The following is a 16,619-nucleotide window of genomic DNA, read 5'->3' as shown; positions in this document are numbered from 1 at the left end:
ACTATCTTAAAGCCTCAAGCTCTTCTTCATCAACATATTCGTCATTATACGTATCACGTATGGCTAAAAATTCATCCAGATTATCAAAAAAGACCTCAATAACTTTAGGATCAAAGTGTTCAGCTTTTTCCTCTTCAAACATCCTTAAAATTTTCTCTAAAGGCCACGCTTTTTTATAACAGCGGTCACTTCCTAATGCATCAAAGACATCTGCTACGGCAGTGATTCGTCCAAAGATATGAATTTCTTCGGCTTTAAGACCTCTGGGATACCCTTTCCCATTCCATTTTTCGTGATGCTCATGCGCGACCACTGCTGAAGCTTTAAGAATTTCTCGATTGGAGTTTTTCAACATCTCATACCCAATCGTGGCGTGTGTTTGCATGAGGTTCCACTCTTCAGCCGTGAGTTTCCCCGGTTTATTTAAAATGGCATCGGGAATACCCACTTTCCCAATATCATGCATCGGTGAAGCCATTCGAATAAGTTGTGCCTCTGCTTCACTTAAATTGAGTTTTTTAGCCAACAAATATGAGTACTCTGCCACACGTTTTACGTGGTTCCCTGTCTCTTTACTTCGAGCTTCTCCAATGGTACCTAAAGAGAAAATCACATCTTTTTGAGTATCTTCAATCTCTTGATGCAATAAAATAGTGGGCGTAATGTCTTTTGCCATTCCTAAATATTGTGTTGTAATACCATCTAAACTGTGAATAGCTCGAAGCGTCATATCTAAAAAAAACTTTTCGCCTTGCTTGTTTGTTCCTTTAATGGTGCCTTTAAAAAAGTCCTCTTTTTTAATTTGAGTTGTAATGTCATCAAAAGATTCTTTTTCAAACAGTTCATTAAATGTTGTTTGTACCGCTTGATCTTGTCTCATTTGTAAAATAGTTTGCATCTGCTCATTTATAAATAAAATATCTCCATTTAACGCAATACGAATTTGCCCCATGCTTAAATCCATGATTTTTTCATACTCTTTAATGGTATGCACTTTACTTTGTAAGGAGTCTTGTGAAGTGGCTACTTGACCTTCAAGTAACTCTTTATAGGCTTCAAGCTCCGTGATGTCATAACGCATGGCAATATACTCTTGCACCTCACCCTCTTCGTTTAAAATAGGTACAATAGTGGCTTCTACAATATAATATCCACCCTCTTTGGTCCGATTTTTTATCTTTCCTTGCCAGAGTTTTTTCTCAGTTTTAATCGTCGTCCACAACTCTTTAAATGTCTCTTTTGGCATGTCAGGATGACGTAGAATATTATGATTTTTACCCAGAAGTTCTTTTTTACTATAACCAGAGATTTCACAAAAAACATCATTGACATACGTAATAATACCCTTAGAATCGGTTTTTGATACAATTGAACTGCTGTCAACTGCCAGTTTATACTGTTCAAGCAGTTTGACCAACTCTTTATGTGCCCGCTTGGCTTCTACTTTTTGAATGATTTTATTGATTTTATTTAAAAGCAGTGAAATATCTACAGGTTTGATCAAATATTCATTAATAGAATCAATTTCATTGGCTTTTCGAATAAAATCTGATTGACTGTACGCAGAAAGAATGATTGCTGGAACATCACTTCTGATTTCACGAATGGCTTTTAACATCTCAAACCCATTCATATTGGGCATATTAATGTCAGTAATAATCAAATCTACGTCATTTTTTTTAAACGCTTCAAATCCCTCTTGACCATCAGTTGCCACAATTACCTTGTGTGCAATCATTTCAAAGACGGAGGTGAGTTCATTTCGAATAAATTCTTCATCTTCTACATATAAAAGAGTTATCTCTTTTTTTGCTATTTGACTTTTTTCCAACATACATAAAACCTTATTTCAACTTTGTAACCGTATAAAGGTAAATCTCTGGTTTGAATATCAGACAGTTTTTTCCTAATCCTGCTTTTAAACACAAGTGTTCAAAAAAGAGTTCAAAACTATTCAACTGTTCCCATACTTGTGGCAAGAATGTCGCTTGATGATTTTTATATTTTAAAACAACTCCATGTTGTCCTATCTTAACTTTTGACTTTAACTCTTCCACACTATCATAGGCTAAAGCTTGAGGTTCACTCAAAATAGAAAGCTCTATATCAATGTGTTCAAACTCTTGTACAGTGAGCTTTTCAAATCTTGGGTCACCAAAAGCAGCCGCTTTAGCATTAGACACAATATCTTCAAACAGTGTTCTGCTTGCAACCAAAGAGCCAATGCAACCTCGTAAATTTCCATTGAGATACAGTGTTACAAAGGTTGCTTTTTTCTCTTGAAGTTGAGGATACTCTTTGAAGTATTGTGCTTCATCAACTTCGCTCTTTTCATCCAAACAGCTTTTAATGCTTTTTCGTGCTATGTGTAATAAAACCTGCTCAAATGTTTCGTTACTCATATTAGCTCTTTGATTGCCTCAATAAATAGGTCGCTGTCATTCACGCAAGGGCAGACTTTGTACTCTTTAATACCCAAATCTTCAGCTACTTCTTTATACTCAATGGCCAATTCAAAGTCAGTTTCAGAGTTATCAATAATAAAGGCAATGGGATAAATCAATACTTTTTTGTCTTTAAACTTCTCAAGCATACTCTCTAATGATGGTTCCAACCACTTAAGTGGTCCCACTTTGGATTGGTATGCTAAATTAATGGATTCAAAAGAGTATCCCTCTTGTTGTAAAAGTTGAGATAAAAGAGCCACATGAGCTTTAACTTCTTTCTCATAAGGGTCCCCTTTGTCCACTATTTTTTGTGGCAAACCATGTGCTGAAAAAATCAAATTATAATCATTTGAACTGTTGATTTGTTTTTTGATACTTTCTATAATGGCTTGATTATAAGTTTGGTTTTCATAAAAAGGTTCAATGACCTTAAGTTTAAATTGATTATTCGCACGCTCAACAAAATCTTCCACACTTGATTTTGTGGTGGTTGTTGAGTATTGTGGATACAGAGGTAAAAGTGTGACCTCTTCAATACCTTGTTGTTTAATTTGTTCTACACATTTAGCTGCAAAAGGGGGCGTATAACGCATCGCTTGGGTGACATAAGTTTCAGGAAGTTGGGATTGCAATTTATCAATGAGTTGTTGTGTTAAGCCATTGATTGGAGATTCTCCACCAATGGCTTCATAATTCTCCCAAGCACTGTTTTTTCTTGAGTAGACTATCAATGAAGCAATCATTGAACGCAACAAATCGCTCTTCATGGTCAAAATATTTTTATCGTTAAACATATTACGTAAAAAAAGTTCAAGCTCCTCTTTGTTTCGAGGGCCTCCCATATTCAATAAAACCAAAGCCTTCTTATATTTACTCTGCATTGTTATTCCTATGTTCATTCAAATCAATAATTGTATCACTGCACCATTGGGCTAAAAACATATCGTGTGTTATTAAAAGAATACCACATTTATGCAAAAACTTCATCAACAGCTGCATCACTTCTAAGGCTATCACGTTATCCAAAGCCGATGTGGGCTCATCTACAAGCAGCACATCAGGTTTCATCAACAATGCCCTTAAAATAGAACATCGTTGAAGTTGTCCCCCACTGAGTTCATGAGGTTTTTTATCAATCAACGACTCTTCTAAATGCAACTCTTTTAACAGACTGCTTAATTCACTCATATCATCAACCACATCATTGATTTGTTCATAAATAGTATATGTTGGATGAAACGAACTGTACGGATCTTGATAAATTGAACTCACCTTTGATACAGAAATACTTCCGCTTTGTGGTAATAAATTATTGGTAATCAGTTCAAACAGCGTTGTTTTACCACACCCACTTGGTCCTACTATGGCTTTGACTTCCCCTTTATTAAGTGAAAGATTAAAATCATCATAAATGAGTTGTTCTTTTGTGTAACCAAAGGTCAATGACTCGATACTTAAAACACTGTTCACCTAAAATCCTCATAAATAGTTAAACTATTTTATAGTCTACTTGCTTAAAAGCCAATTCCACTATTTTTCTTTTTTTGTCACAAAACAGTAGAATTTTTTTAAATTTTTGCCTTTTCTATAAGCTATATTAAACTTTAATTAGATAACATTATTAGTTCAAAAATATTGGAGGAGATTAAATGAAGAAAATCATTTTTGGAACGCTTTTAGCGGCTGCATCTTTAATGGCAGCAAACTATGCACCATGTGCAGCATGTCATGGAGCTAACGGTGAGAAAGCTGCATTAGGTAAATCTCAAATCATTAAAGGTTGGTCTGCAGATAAACTTGAAGCGGCATTACACGGCTACAAAGATGGTTCATACGGTGGACCTATGAAAGGTGTTATGAAAGGTCAAGTTGCTAAACTTTCTGATGCTGACATCAAAGCTTTAGCTGATCAAATTTCTAAATTCTAATTTAGACAACACCACTACTTTAACCGCGAACTAAAGTAATGTGTTAAGGAAAGGAATTCACTCCTTTCCTTTTTTTTACCTCAAAATCTGGCAAATCTTAAGCGAAATAACCCTTATTTGTATAAATAAAAATCATAAGTTAAAAACAAGAAAAAGTTGATAAAATTTTCACGTCAAAAATAAGGAGACCTCACATGAAAAAAATTGTTTTAGGAACATTAGTTGGTGCAGCTGCTTTAATGGCTGCAAGTTTCGCACCATGCGCAACATGTCATGGAGCAACAGCTGAGAAAGCGGCATTAGGTAAATCGCAAATTATCAAAGGATGGTCTGCAGATAAAATTGAAGCAGCATTACACGGTTACAAAGATGGTTCATACGGTGGACCTATGAAAGGTGTTATGAAAGGTCAAGTTGCAAGACTTTCAGATGCTGACATCAAAGACTTAGCTCAACAAATCTCTAAGTTTTAATTTATAAGAGTGAGTTTTACTCGCTCTTAGTTTCACTCTCTTTATCTTTTATTGAAGCTTCTCTTTTTTTTTCACGACTGATTGCATCGTTTAAATCCTCTTCAGAATCAAACAGTAATCCATCCATCATTTTTCGACTGTCATCAAACTGTCCACTTTTTGCTCCCCACACAAACACAGCCAAAACAGAGAAACTGATCAACAGTCCCACAACCAACATCATTGTTAATACATCATTCATTTTCTATCCTATTTTTTAATTCTCATTGAATTCCCCACAACCAACAGTGAACTCAAACTCATAGAGAGTGCTGCAACCAACGGTATGACAAATCCAAACATGGCTAATGGTATGGTGATGATATTATACACCAAAGAGATACCCAAATTCTGTTTGATAAATTTAAACGTACGTTCAGAGATTTCAAAGGCCTCTTTTAAAGCATGCAAGTTGTTATTTAAAAGTACAATATCTGATACTCCAATAGAGATATCCGCACCATTACCCATAGCAATCGCTACATCACAACTGCTCAGTGCCACAGCATCATTCACACCATCTCCTGCCATGACCACAATATCACCTTTTGCTTTGAGCTCTTTAATATAATTGGCTTTTCCTATAGGGTCAATGCCACTTTTATAACTTTTAATGTTAAGTTTTTGTGCCACTTTTGAAGCAACTTGCTCATTATCACCTGTAAGCATCACCACTTCTCGACCGCTTTGTTGAATAAAAGATACAAACTCTTTGGCATCTCTTTTCAGTTCATCTTTGAGTTCAAATGTAGCAATGATACGCTTATTAATCGCAAATAAATAGACACTGTTATGTGAATCAAATTTATAGTGAATATTATTTTCACGCATAAGTTCGACGTTCCCACCTAAGAGTTCAAACTCCTTATTCTGAACATTTTTATAGATTGCTTTCATTCCTTTGGCATGCACCGAGTGCACTTCAGACAACTCTTTATGTTCGACATTGGGATAATGTTGTTTGATATAACTTTTCACTGATTGACTGATAGGGTGATTGGAAGCACAAAGCAGTGAATATAACAAATTTAATTTATAGATATTATCATCTAAAATACGTGTTTTTTTAATGCTCAGTTTTCCATTGGTTAAAGTACCCGTTTTATCCAAAACCACTTTATTGGCTTTGGCAATGGTTTCAATAAATTTCGCTTCTTTAAACAATAAACCTCTGCTGGCCAGTTGCGAAATCCCGACCAAACTGGCAATGGGTGTTGCCAAGGCTAAAGCACATGGACACGCAATAACAATCACTGAGATTCCTACAATAAAGGCTTGTTCAAAATTATTGGCATTTTCTGCCACAAAACCAAACTTAATACCAAAGAAATACCACACTAAAAAAGTCAACACCGAAAGTGTTAAAATAGACAATGAAAACTTTTTAGACATCTCATTAGCCGTATACTCAATTTGTGGTTTTGAGCTAAGTGAGTCCTCTAAAAGTGTCACAATAGAGTTTAATGTTGAATTTGCAAAGTCAGTAGTAGCTCTGTACTGAATCAGGGTATCTGAATTGACCGTACCACTGAAAACTTTATCGCCCATTTTTTTATACACCAGTTCAGACTCACCACTCATGCTTGATTCATCAAAAGTAGCATTCGAACTTAACAAAGTTCCGTCCACACACGCTTTTTCACCCGGTTTTAATTCAATGATGTCATCAACTTCTATCTCATCCAAAGCAACAACGCTTCGTGCACCCTCTTTTACAATCACTGTTTCTAAAGGGAGTTGGCTTTTAATTTTATCCAGTGTATCAACGGCACTTTTTTTACCTAAAACTTCTAAATATTTCCCCACAAGTACAAACGTAATGATCATGGTTACTGAGTCAAAATAGGTCTCCCCTTTTCCGCCCAACAAAATATATATGGAGTAAATATACGACAGTGTGGCGCCTGCACTGACAAGCAAATCCATGTTCACTATTTTGTTCTTCAGACCAAAATAGGCACCTTTAAAAAATATCCAACCCGAATAAAACAGAACGGGCGTGCTTAAAACAAACTCTCCCATATGAATGAGGTTTTTTATCTCATCATCAATGCCTGTAAAAAATCCTGTGTATTTTGCAACCGAGAGCATCATGATATTAACCGTTGCAAACACAGCCACCATCATTCGAATAAAATAATCACGTTTCGCTTGACTTGCTTTCTCATCCGCAATCGCCGAATCATAAGCATACGCATCGTACCCAACACTTCGAATACGTTCAATGATTTGTGAAAGTTTGATCTTATCATCGTCCCAAGTCAATTTGGCTTTATTATTGGTAAAGTTGATATTGGCTTCGACAATACCTTCAGTATCGTATAAAATCTTTTCATTTAACCAAACACACGCTGCACAATGTATTCCTTCAATAATCAAGTCAATCTTCTTAAGCCCATTAGGCAGCGTTTGTACAAATCGTTTTTGATAGCTCTCAAAGTCAAATTTAGAGACATCACTGTCCACTTGTATGGGTGGTGCAATGGTTTTATTTCCTAGTTTATCATAAAAAGAGTCCAAGCCATCCTCTTGCAACAAGTGATAAACTCCTTGACACCCTTTACAACAAAAACGTAAATCTCCCTCTTCTATCATCACTGAAGCATCAAAACTGAGATGACAGTGATTACACTTTACTTCTGACACTCAAACACACCTTTAATTCAATTTTTTAGTTAACATTCAGATTATTTTTGTATGCCTGAGTCAAAATCTCTCCAATGGCATCACTCTTTTGTGGTACTTTTAAAGAATCTGTCACTTGATTATACTTTTTGTTGAAAGTAGCACCAATATTCAGTACGAAAAACGCTCTCATAATTTCTCTTTTAACAAATTATGGTATTATACCCTATACCGAATAAAGTACGGATTTAATTGGTATTATATTTTGGGAGTCAGAGTGAATGGTCAATAATATTTCAATCTTAAAAAATATTACTATTCTTTATGCAGAAGATGAAGAAGCATTAAGAGAGATAACGTTAAACATCCTTGTGGGGTTTACAAAAAAGCAATACGTCGCAAAAGATGGATTAGAAGGCTTAGAGCTTTTTGAAAAATATCAAGACCAAATTGACTTAATCATCACTGATGTCAATATGCCAAACATGAATGGGCTTGAGATGATTAAAAAAATCAAAGAGATTAACCCCAATATTCCTATCATTGTAACCACCGCATTTTCAAATACAGAGTATCTTTTAGAAGCAATTGATATTGGCGTTGATAAATATATTTTAAAACCCATTGATATGAAAAAACTGCTTCAAATCATGGGACAATCACTGCTTTACCATGAATTAAAAGATTTATACATTGACAAACTGACCAATTTACCAAACCGTAACAAACTCAAAAAAGATATCACCGATAACAACGACACCCTGATGGCACTTGTAAACATTGACAAGTTCTCAAATATCAACGACCTTTATGGAGAGAGCAATGGGGATGAACTTTTGGTGCAATTTGCTCTTCAACTTAAAAGTATGTTTTCAAGTACCATTTATAAAATCTATCGTATTGAAGCCGATAAATTTGGAGTCGTCACTCAAGATACCTCGATACAATTGGATGATTTTAGAAATATGTGCATTGAATTTGCTCATGATATTGAAGCCAACTCCATTCAAATTGCAGAGCATGAAATTGATATTAACGTCACCATTGGTATTGCAACGGGAGCGGATGCTTATAAATTTACGCAACGAGTTATTACGTATGCAAAAAATAAACTTGAACAAGTGATGGTCTATGACGATTCATTTAATATTCAAGAAGATATTGAAGAGAACATCAAATGGGTAAAAAAGATTAAAAATGCCCTTAAAGAGAGCAAATTCCGTGCTTATTATCAACCCATTGTAAACTCACAAACACAAACCGTTTATAAATATGAAGCGCTTTTACGATACATAGATGAAGATGGCAGTGCTGTTTCTCCCATGCTCTTTTTGGATATTGCAAAAAAAGCAAAGCTCTACCCCAAAATTATCATCGTGATGCTCACTGAAGCCTTCGAGCTCATTAAAGCAAAACAAAAAAGAGTGGCTGTGAATATCTCTTTTGATGATATTATCAGTATTAAAACCCGACAAAAGGTGATGCAACTGCTTGAAAACAATCAAGAACACACTTCTATGTTGGAGTTTGAAATTTTAGAGAGTGAACAAATTGATGATTTTAATGCCGTTATTGACTTTATCAAAGATGTAAAAAAATATGGCTGTATGATTGGAGTGGATGACTTTGGTGCAGGATACTCCAACTTTAACATGCTGACAAACTTAAACATTGACTTTGTTAAAATCGATGGTTCACTCATACGTGATATCGATAAAAAGCAAAATCAACAAATCATTGTCAATACCATTTCACGATTCTCTAAAGAGTTTGGATTTAATACCGTTGCAGAGTTTGTTTCAAGCGAAGAGATTTACAATAAAGTCAAAGAAATTGGCATTGACTACTGCCAAGGATACTACTTTGATAAACCAATTAGTTACGAAGAGATTTAACTCGTAACTAATTACTCAACCAATCTTCTATAATTGATTCTTCTGAGATTTTACTTTTTACTCGAGCTGCATGAGCAATAGAAACGAGCTGTTTTGATGCCTCTTTTAAATCATCATTGATGATCAAATAATCATACTTCGAAAACGATTTAATCTCCTCTTTTGCATTAAGGATTCGTTTTTCAATCACTTCAATGCTGTCAGTTTGTCTATTTTTTAATCGAGTCTCTAACACTTTGAGTGAAGGGGTTGTTATAAAGACAGATGTAATCACTTCATTGAGTTTTTTACATACAATTTTATGCCCTTGAACGTCAATATCAAAAATGACCAGCTTGCCTTCATGCAAAGCTTTCATAATCGGTTTTAAAGAGGTTCCGTAATAGTTTCCATGTACATTGGCATACTCTAAAAAGTTTCCTTCACTGATATCTTTTTCAAACTCCTCTTTAGAGACAAAGTAGTAATCCACTCCATGTTCTTCTCCCACACGCATCTCTCGTGTGGTGGTAGAAATAGAGAAGTAGTAGTCATCAATATCTTTATAAACCTCTTTGAGAAGTGTTGATTTTCCACATCCACTTGGTCCAGATAAAATAAGAATGGCTCCCTTTTTTTGCTCTATCAATTAGTTTCCTTTAGTTTTAGCTTTAAATTTATGGTATCTCCCGATGTAAGCGTATCAATGGAGTTTTGATCCAATTTAAGTAACAATGGTTTGAGTTCATCCATGGTGAATTTATTCAGTACCAAAGTGATGTATCTGTCTTGTTCGCCACTCAAATCAAACTCATAATCTTTCACTTCATCTAGGGCTTTATCGATGATATCTGAAAGATCATGCCAATCATCTTCATCCATCTCAATTTCATGTTCAGTTGGAGGTTCAACGTCAAGCAGGTTTTTGATTTTTCCCAACTCTCCCATGTCCAAAACACCACCATTTTTTAATGAAGCCAAAGTCACAATCGATTCATCACTTTCATCGTCAATATCATGTGCAATATCATCTGCCAGTGAGTTTAAATAACTGGTTGCTTCATCGGTTTCTTGGGCAGATGTAAGTCTCATTGACTCTTTTTTCTCTTGTTCTGCTTCTTCATGTATCAAGGCAATTTGTTCTTTTAAAATCTCTTGCAATTCATTGGGCAAAAATGGTCGTGGAACTAAAAAATCACGCGATTTATCAAAAGGCAACTCTTCAGCAACAATGGCACCAATCTTTTTTGTAAACTGTTTAATGATATTAAACTTATCATCCACAAATTCATTGTCAATGATGATTAAGTCAAATTTTTCATCAACATTGTTGTCTTTTTGTACACTCAAACTGATTTCAAGTTTTTGACAAATCAGAGTGAATATCTTAATAATAATTGGCGTATTGCTAATTAAAAGTAGTCTCATTTTATAACCTTAAGTTCCAAATCAACCAATTCGTAAACCTTATCACACTGCATTGCAATATCATTTTCATGTGTTACAATAATCATTCCTGCTTGATTGTTTTTAATATAATAAAATAGATTTCGAATAACATCTGAAGCGGTTGCTTTATCCAAGTTCCCCGTGGGTTCATCAGCGAATATAACTTTAGGCTGTTTGGTTAAAACACGTGCAATGGAGAGACGCTGTTGTTGCCCTCCACTTAACTCTCCGACTCCTTGATGCAGAACGAAATCAATATTAAGCTCTTTTAAAAGCTCATTATTGATTGCATTGCCACTTAAAAGACTGGCTACTTCTAAATTCTCTTGTGCAGAAAAACCTCTGAACAAATAGTGTGCTTGAAAGATTATACCAAAATCATCTCGTCTTATCTTCAAAAGTTCTCTTTTTTTCAACTCATATAGGGATGTGTCATTATAAATTACCTCTCCTTCATGGGGTTTCAATAAAGAAGACAAAAGATTTAAAAGCGTAGATTTTCCACTGCCACTGGCACCAATGATGGCAATGCTTTGGGCAGTATTTAATTCAATATCGACGTTATTAAAAAGAGGATAATCAAATTTATGTGAGATATTTTTTGCTTGTAGTAGAGGCTGGTGGGTGCTCAATATGTCTCCAGTCTTTTTTGTACATATTGTACAATGTTTAAAATAAACAGAAGATTTACTTCTGTCTATTTTGGGATAAGAAATTAAAGTTTTTTAATTATTTACCCATTTGTGCAGCAACTTCAGCTGCGAAATCTTCTTCTTTTTTCTCGATTCCTTCACCAAGTTCAAATCGTACATATTCAACGATTTGAATTGATTTGTCAACTTCAGCAATTGCTTGCTCAACAGTTAACTTGTCATCCATTACATAACTTTGAGAAAGAAGTGCCAATCTTCTGTCTAACTCAGTGTTGTCTTGAACAAATCTTTCCATTTGACCTGGTAAGATTTTGTCCCAGATTTTCTCTGGTTTACCTGAAGCTTGTAACTCTTTTTTAAACTCTTCTTCTGCTTGCTCTAAAGCTTCCATTGTTAATTGAGATTTAGAAACAAATGCAGGGATTTTTTTAAGTGGTTTTCCTAATCTTGCTAACTCATCATTCTCAGCTTCAATCTCAGCAACGATTGCTCTGTTTTCAGCTTCAACGAATTCTGGGTCTAAGTTTTCATAAGAAATAACCACTGGTTTCATTGCAGATGCGTGCATTGCAATGTTTTTTAATAATGGAATTGCTTTCTCTTTAGCAGCTTCATCACAAGTTGCAGCTAATAAAACTCCAACTTTTCCAGTTGCGTGAACGTAACCGTTGATAACACCTGTATCAGTTGATAAAGTAACCATTTTTCTAGCAACAATGTTTTCACCGATTGTTGCAATTTTTTCATTTAAAAACTCTTCAAAGTTTTGACCGTTGATAGTTGTTTTCTTTAACTCTTCAGTCTCAGCTGCACCTGTTGCTTGAACGTGTGCAGTGATGTCTTGAGTTAATTTAATGAAGTTGTCATTTTTTGCAACGAAGTCCGTTTGAGAGTTAATCTCAGTCATCGTTGCGGTTTTGTTGTCATCACTAACTAAAATAGAAATAAGACCTTCAGCAGCAACGTTTCCAGCTTTTTTAGCAGCTTTACTTAAACCCGCTTCTCTTAAGGCTTGAATCGCTTTTTCTAAATCACCTTCAGTCTCATTAAGTGCATTTTTGCAATCAAGCATACCTGCACCCGTTTTCTCTCTTAGTTCTTTAATCAGTTTTGGAGTTGCACCTGCCATAATTACGCTTCCTCTGTAGTTTCTTCTGTTGCTACTTCTGCTTCACCTTCAGCAACTGCTTCAGCTACAACTTCTGCCGTTTCTTCTTCAGTTACAGGTTCAACTACTTCTTCACCATTCTCTTCTGCGTATGCTGCTTTACCTTCGTTCATAGCTTCAGCCATTTCAGTACAAAACAGTTGAATAGATCGAATAGCATCATCGTTTCCTGGAATTGGGTAATCAACAACATCAGGGTCACAGTTTGTATCTAATGGTGCGATAACTTTGATTCCTAATCTTCTTGCTTCATTAATAGCAATTTTCTCTTTAACTGCGTCAAGAACGAACATCATATCTGGTAATTTGTTCATCTCTTTAATACCACCAAGATAAAGCTCTAATTTCTCTTCTTTTCTTGTAAGCATTAATGCTTCTTTTTTAGTTAAAAGGTCTAATTGCCCCTCTTCTCTCATTTTTTTAATAATTTCTAATTTTCTAATTGATTTTTTAATTGTTCCATAGTTAGTTAACATACCACCTAACCATCTGTGGTTAACGTATGGCATACCACAAGAAATCGCTGCATCTTTAACTGCTTGACTTGCTTGTTTTTTTGTTCCAACAAACATCATTGTTTGCCCTTGAGCAGCATTGTCTCTAACTACAGTATATGTATATCTGAAGTATCTTAAAGTTTTTTGTAAGTCAATAATATAAATATTCTTTCTTACACCGAAAATGAATTTTTTCATTTTTGGATTCCATCGTCTTGTTTGGTGTCCGAAGTGTACACCACACTCTAATAGGTCTTTCATTGTAACCATGAGTAATTCTCCTTGAATTTATTGTGTTTTGGGTTTTGCCTCTGTGTCCCTTAATGCCAAGCGAACGCTTGTCACAACCCATACCAGGATTGACACATGTGAGGTTTCTATAAAAATAGAACCGTGATTTTATCTAAGTTAACTTTAATTTTTCTTGAAGCGTACATTTTACTCCACATTTCACTATTTAAATTTTTTGGATAGAATTAAAAAAAGGATTACTCATGCTCTTTAATACTCAATTCAAGCAAGATAAAAAAACCTTTGATGATATTAGCATCAACTTTGTTCATGGTGGCAACAAAGAAGCAAAACCTCTTTTACTCATCCATGGTTATCCACAAACACATGTGATGTGGCACAAAGTTGCCAATGAGTTAAGTAAAGAGTATTATATTGTTTGCCCCGATTTACGAGGTTATGGACAAAGTTCAAAACCCAAAGGCAATGAGACCCACGAAAACTACTCTAAAAAAAACATGGCAAAAGATATGATACACCTTATGAATAGTTTGGGTTTTGATGAGTTTTTTGTAGCAGGTCACGACCGTGGTGCCAGAGTCACACACCGTTTGTGTTTGGAGTATTCTCAACATATTTTAAAAGCTTGTGTCATGGACATTGCGCCAACATACCATATGTTTGAACACACCAACCAAGCTTTTGCAACGGGTTACTATCATTGGTTCTTTTTAATACAGCCAGATAATTTACCTGAGAGACTCATTGGTGCAAATCCCGCTTACTATTTAACAGAGAAACTCAAACGTTGGAGCGATAAAGAAGTTGCTTTTGAAAATAAGTTTGATAAAGAGGCTGTAAAAGAGTACATAGAGTGTTTTGATGCTAAGAGTATTCATGCTACGTGTGAAGATTACCGTGCTGCGGCAAGCATTGATATGTGTGATGATGAAAAAGACCGAAATCGAAAACTTACAACGCCACTGCTCGTACTGTGGGGAGAAAAAGGGTTTATCCATAAAACCTATGATGTATTAAGAGTGTGGGAAATGTATGCACACAGTGTTGAAGGTCACAGTTTAAAGTGTGGTCATTTTCTGCCAGAAGAGAGACCAAAGGAAGTCATCGAAGCACTCAAGAGTTTTTTTAAATAACTTTTGAATGAATCTTGTTTAAGAGAGATACTTTTTTTGTATCTCCTCTTTTCCATCAAACTCTTTATTGGCTTGTTCCACAATCTCAATGGCAATATCATTGGACTCTTTTGCAATGGTGTTGGTTTGCAGTGCAATGGATGCACTCTCTTGTGTATTTCTATCTAAAATCGTAATGGCTTCATTGATTTGTAAAATGGCTCGCTCTTGCTCTTTACTTGAGTGACTCACACTCTTTAAAAGATTCATGGTTAAATTAATATTCCCATTGAGTTTACCGTACCCTTGAATCATTTGAGCGGCAATGCCTTTACCTTCATCTGCTTTAATATTGGCACTCTCAACTAAATCTTTAATCTCTTTAGCTGCTTGTGAACTTCGTGTTGCTAGGTTTCGAACCTCTTGAGCTACAACCGCAAACCCTTTCCCAGATTCTCCCGCAGTTGCAGCTTCCACTGCAGCATTAAGTGATAGAATATTGGTTTGAAATGCAATTTGATCAATGACAGTAATGGCTTCATTAATCATAGAAACCTCATCATTGATCTCATCCATCGCTTTGGTTGTTTTATTGGCCAAATTTTCGCCTTCATTAGCTGATTGGGTGAGTTCATCTGCATAATCGGCCATTTGCATGGTATTTTTATTACTCTCTTTCATACTTTGTGTGATCTCTTCAATCGCACTAGAAGTCTCTTCAAGCGACTGTGCTTGTGTTTTTGTTGCCATGGTAATACTCTCGACGTTGTGTGACAGCTTTGAAGAGCCCTCTTTGAGCATCAATCCATTTTCATAATTGACTCGTGAGAGTTCTGAAAGCGCTTCACCTAAGGTATTAATACCCAGTGCAAGTTCAATGATATCTTCTTGCATACCATCAAGTTTAATTTTAGGTCGATAATCCCCTTTGGTATACGAGTTCAACGTTAAAATCATCTTCTGAATAAACTCATCTTTGCTTTGTGCAACAGCAATGACATTGAGTGCATCATTGATTTCATCACTGACACGCACAAAATCCCCATGAAGTCCAGAAGGAAACATCTTTCTGTTCATATTGCCTTGCGCAATTCCTTGAAGTGAAGAGGAGATATCTCGACTGAACGCCTCCACTTGATCCAATAAGTTATTGATGTTCCAACTGATTTTGGCTAAATTAACATTGGCTTTATCAATATTGGTCACACGATAATAAAGATTTCCATTGGCCACTTTTAAAAGTGCATCATTGGTTTTAAGCAACTCTTTTTTATATACGGCCATAAAAAACCAAGCCGCTAAAAAAAGAACAAAGGAGAGAAGAACAGCGATAATAATCATTATTTTTGCATACGAGGTTTGATTAATAAAAGAAAGAGCAGCCATAAGATTGAATGCAAAAATCACAAAAAAAAAGAGCTTCATTTTTGCAAAAAGATTCATACGTGTTCTCCTTGCAAGGAGAGTATCAAAGCATTGTATGTTGTATTATTCTCTTCTAAAACATTTAATAAATATTCATATGAGGCTTTTATTCCTTGGTTTCGTTCAATTTCAAGCATCTTTTGATATAAAGGGACAATAATTTCAAGAGCTTGGGCTTTAGGTTTACGTCGCACAGAAGTGTACCCTATGATATTTCTTTGTTCATCATAATCAGGCGTAATATTGGCAAATACCCAATAATAAGCCCCCAGTTTGGTCGCATTTTTCACAAAACCAAAAAATTCTTTACCTTCTTGAATCAGTTCCCACGCCAGTTTAAATGCTGCTTTTGGCATATGCGGATGACGTATAATGTTATGGTTTCGTCCAATAAGTTCTTCTTCTCTGTAACCTGCCATCTCCATAAAAATCTCATTACAATAAGTAATGACACCACTTGGATTTGTTTTTGATACGATAAAATCATTCTCTTTCATGACTATTTCATTTTCTGTAGGAATCGCGCTCATTTAACCCTCCTGAAATGTATTAATATACCCAATGTTAATCATAATAATAACTAATAATATCATATAAATGTTACATTAAAATAGCATTTGATAAAATAAATAATAATTTATCCATTTTTTGTTACAATCGCATAATATTTTAAGGAT

Annotated in this window: 18 protein-coding genes; 4 read left to right on the top strand and 14 right to left on the bottom strand. The window is 35.2% G+C overall.

Annotated features, from left to right (window positions below):
- Position 1: 1 nt before the first annotated feature.
- The 4 genes from CRV04_RS00470 to CRV04_RS00455 are packed head-to-tail and all read right to left on the bottom strand — an operon-like array spanning position 2 to position 3,917.
- A complete protein-coding gene (locus CRV04_RS00470) occupies positions 2-1,834 on the bottom strand; it encodes a response regulator (RefSeq protein WP_128994659.1) in 1,833 nt (610 codons plus the stop codon).
- A 10-nt stretch (positions 1,835-1,844) separates the two neighbouring features.
- Complete coding sequence (amrA, locus tag CRV04_RS00465) at positions 1,845-2,402, bottom strand: AmmeMemoRadiSam system protein A (RefSeq protein WP_128994658.1); 558 nt, start codon at positions 2,400-2,402, stop codon at positions 1,845-1,847.
- On the bottom strand, positions 2,399-3,328 hold the full coding sequence (gene hemH, locus CRV04_RS00460) for a ferrochelatase (RefSeq protein WP_128994657.1): 930 nt from the start codon (positions 3,326-3,328) through the stop codon (positions 2,399-2,401). The genes amrA and hemH overlap by 4 nt, the downstream gene beginning before the upstream one ends.
- Positions 3,318-3,917: an ATP-binding cassette domain-containing protein gene (locus tag CRV04_RS00455; RefSeq protein ID WP_128994656.1), complete on the bottom strand. Its 600-nt coding sequence runs from the start codon at positions 3,915-3,917 to the stop codon at positions 3,318-3,320. The genes hemH and CRV04_RS00455 overlap by 11 nt, the downstream gene beginning before the upstream one ends.
- A 179-nt stretch (positions 3,918-4,096) precedes the next feature.
- Here CRV04_RS00455 and CRV04_RS00450 point away from each other — a divergent pair, with 179 nt between their 5' ends.
- A complete protein-coding gene (locus CRV04_RS00450) occupies positions 4,097-4,375 on the top strand; it encodes a c-type cytochrome (RefSeq protein ID WP_128994655.1) in 279 nt (92 codons plus the stop codon).
- A 194-nt stretch (positions 4,376-4,569) separates the two neighbouring features.
- Positions 4,570-4,848, top strand: coding sequence for a c-type cytochrome (locus CRV04_RS00445; protein WP_128994654.1), 279 nt, complete (start codon positions 4,570-4,572; stop codon positions 4,846-4,848).
- Positions 4,849-4,864: 16 nt separating this feature from the next.
- On the opposite strand, the gene ccoS is transcribed toward CRV04_RS00445, so the two are convergent.
- Genes ccoS through CRV04_RS12800 form a run of 3 tightly spaced genes read right to left on the bottom strand, consistent with a single transcriptional unit; the run spans position 4,865 to position 7,705 of the window.
- Positions 4,865-5,089: a cbb3-type cytochrome oxidase assembly protein CcoS gene (gene ccoS, locus CRV04_RS00440; protein ID WP_128994653.1), complete on the bottom strand. Its 225-nt coding sequence runs from the start codon at positions 5,087-5,089 to the stop codon at positions 4,865-4,867.
- A gap of 8 nt (positions 5,090-5,097) precedes the next feature.
- Positions 5,098-7,533 carry a heavy metal translocating P-type ATPase gene (locus CRV04_RS00435; protein WP_128994652.1) on the bottom strand — a complete coding sequence of 812 codons (2,436 nt, stop codon included), beginning with the start codon at positions 7,531-7,533 and terminating at the stop codon, positions 5,098-5,100.
- 25 nt (positions 7,534-7,558) lie between these two features.
- Positions 7,559-7,705: a hypothetical protein gene (locus CRV04_RS12800; RefSeq protein WP_164969082.1), complete on the bottom strand. Its 147-nt coding sequence runs from the start codon at positions 7,703-7,705 to the stop codon at positions 7,559-7,561.
- An 88-nt stretch (positions 7,706-7,793) separates the two neighbouring features.
- On the opposite strand from CRV04_RS12800, the gene CRV04_RS00430 reads away from it, so the two are divergent.
- On the top strand, positions 7,794-9,407 hold the full coding sequence (locus CRV04_RS00430) for an EAL domain-containing response regulator (protein ID WP_128994651.1): 1,614 nt from the start codon (positions 7,794-7,796) through the stop codon (positions 9,405-9,407).
- Between the two features lie 7 nt (positions 9,408-9,414).
- Here CRV04_RS00430 and gmk read toward each other — a convergent pair whose 3' ends face one another.
- The 5 genes from gmk to rpsB all read right to left on the bottom strand — a co-directional run bounded on the left by gmk (position 9,415) and on the right by rpsB (position 13,423).
- Positions 9,415-10,032: a guanylate kinase gene (gene gmk / locus CRV04_RS00425; RefSeq protein WP_128995064.1), complete on the bottom strand. Its 618-nt coding sequence runs from the start codon at positions 10,030-10,032 to the stop codon at positions 9,415-9,417.
- Positions 10,032-10,814 carry a hypothetical protein gene (locus CRV04_RS00420; RefSeq protein WP_128994650.1) on the bottom strand — a complete coding sequence of 261 codons (783 nt, stop codon included), beginning with the start codon at positions 10,812-10,814 and terminating at the stop codon, positions 10,032-10,034. The genes gmk and CRV04_RS00420 overlap by 1 nt, the downstream gene beginning before the upstream one ends.
- Positions 10,811-11,467: an ABC transporter ATP-binding protein gene (locus tag CRV04_RS00415; RefSeq protein ID WP_164969081.1), complete on the bottom strand. Its 657-nt coding sequence runs from the start codon at positions 11,465-11,467 to the stop codon at positions 10,811-10,813. The genes CRV04_RS00420 and CRV04_RS00415 overlap by 4 nt, the downstream gene beginning before the upstream one ends.
- Before the next feature lie 97 nt (positions 11,468-11,564).
- On the bottom strand, positions 11,565-12,617 hold the full coding sequence (tsf, locus tag CRV04_RS00410) for a translation elongation factor Ts (RefSeq protein WP_128994648.1): 1,053 nt from the start codon (positions 12,615-12,617) through the stop codon (positions 11,565-11,567).
- 2 nt (positions 12,618-12,619) lie between these two features.
- Positions 12,620-13,423 (bottom strand): 30S ribosomal protein S2, encoded by an 804-nt coding sequence (gene rpsB, locus CRV04_RS00405; RefSeq protein ID WP_128994647.1) that lies wholly within the window; start codon positions 13,421-13,423, stop codon positions 12,620-12,622.
- Positions 13,424-13,647: 224 nt separating this feature from the next.
- On the opposite strand from rpsB, the gene CRV04_RS00400 reads away from it, so the two are divergent.
- A complete protein-coding gene (locus CRV04_RS00400; protein WP_128994646.1) occupies positions 13,648-14,538 on the top strand; it encodes an alpha/beta fold hydrolase in 891 nt (296 codons plus the stop codon).
- A gap of 18 nt (positions 14,539-14,556) precedes the next feature.
- Here the strand turns inward: CRV04_RS00400 and CRV04_RS00395 are convergent, their stop codons facing one another.
- Together CRV04_RS00395 and CRV04_RS00390 are read right to left on the bottom strand one after the other, a co-directional pair.
- Positions 14,557-15,960, bottom strand: coding sequence for a methyl-accepting chemotaxis protein (locus CRV04_RS00395; protein ID WP_128994645.1), 1,404 nt, complete (start codon positions 15,958-15,960; stop codon positions 14,557-14,559).
- A complete protein-coding gene (locus CRV04_RS00390; protein WP_128994644.1) occupies positions 15,957-16,472 on the bottom strand; it encodes a PAS domain-containing protein in 516 nt (171 codons plus the stop codon). Before CRV04_RS00390 ends, CRV04_RS00395 begins: the two co-directional genes overlap by 4 nt.
- Positions 16,473-16,619 lie beyond the last annotated feature (147 nt).

The sequence above is a fragment of the Candidatus Marinarcus aquaticus genome, from assembly GCF_004116335.1.
GTDB classification, from domain to species: domain Bacteria; phylum Campylobacterota; class Campylobacteria; order Campylobacterales; family Arcobacteraceae; genus Marinarcus; species Marinarcus aquaticus.
This window is presented reverse-complemented; position numbering and strand designations above follow the sequence as displayed.

Bases quoted from the DNA above. Each gene is read 5' to 3' on its own strand.
- CRV04_RS00470 (WP_128994659.1), bottom strand. From the start codon at position 1,834: ATGTTGGAAAAAAGTCAAATAGCAAAAAAAGAGATAACTCTTTTATAT.
- amrA (WP_128994658.1), bottom strand. From the start codon at position 2,402: ATGAGTAACGAAACATTTGAGCAGGTTTTATTACACATAGCACGAAAA.
- hemH (WP_128994657.1), bottom strand. From the start codon at position 3,328: ATGCAGAGTAAATATAAGAAGGCTTTGGTTTTATTGAATATGGGAGGC.
- CRV04_RS00450 (WP_128994655.1), top strand. From the start codon at position 4,097: ATGAAGAAAATCATTTTTGGAACGCTTTTAGCGGCTGCATCTTTAATG.
- CRV04_RS00445 (WP_128994654.1), top strand. From the start codon at position 4,570: ATGAAAAAAATTGTTTTAGGAACATTAGTTGGTGCAGCTGCTTTAATG.
- ccoS (WP_128994653.1), bottom strand. From the start codon at position 5,089: ATGAATGATGTATTAACAATGATGTTGGTTGTGGGACTGTTGATCAGT.
- CRV04_RS12800 (WP_164969082.1), bottom strand. From the start codon at position 7,705: ATGAGAGCGTTTTTCGTACTGAATATTGGTGCTACTTTCAACAAAAAG.
- CRV04_RS00430 (WP_128994651.1), top strand. From the start codon at position 7,794: ATGGTCAATAATATTTCAATCTTAAAAAATATTACTATTCTTTATGCA.
- CRV04_RS00420 (WP_128994650.1), bottom strand. From the start codon at position 10,814: ATGAGACTACTTTTAATTAGCAATACGCCAATTATTATTAAGATATTC.
- tsf (WP_128994648.1), bottom strand. From the start codon at position 12,617: ATGGCAGGTGCAACTCCAAAACTGATTAAAGAACTAAGAGAGAAAACG.
- rpsB (WP_128994647.1), bottom strand. From the start codon at position 13,423: ATGGTTACAATGAAAGACCTATTAGAGTGTGGTGTACACTTCGGACAC.
- CRV04_RS00400 (WP_128994646.1), top strand. From the start codon at position 13,648: ATGCTCTTTAATACTCAATTCAAGCAAGATAAAAAAACCTTTGATGAT.
- CRV04_RS00395 (WP_128994645.1), bottom strand. From the start codon at position 15,960: ATGAATCTTTTTGCAAAAATGAAGCTCTTTTTTTTTGTGATTTTTGCA.
- CRV04_RS00390 (WP_128994644.1), bottom strand. From the start codon at position 16,472: ATGAGCGCGATTCCTACAGAAAATGAAATAGTCATGAAAGAGAATGAT.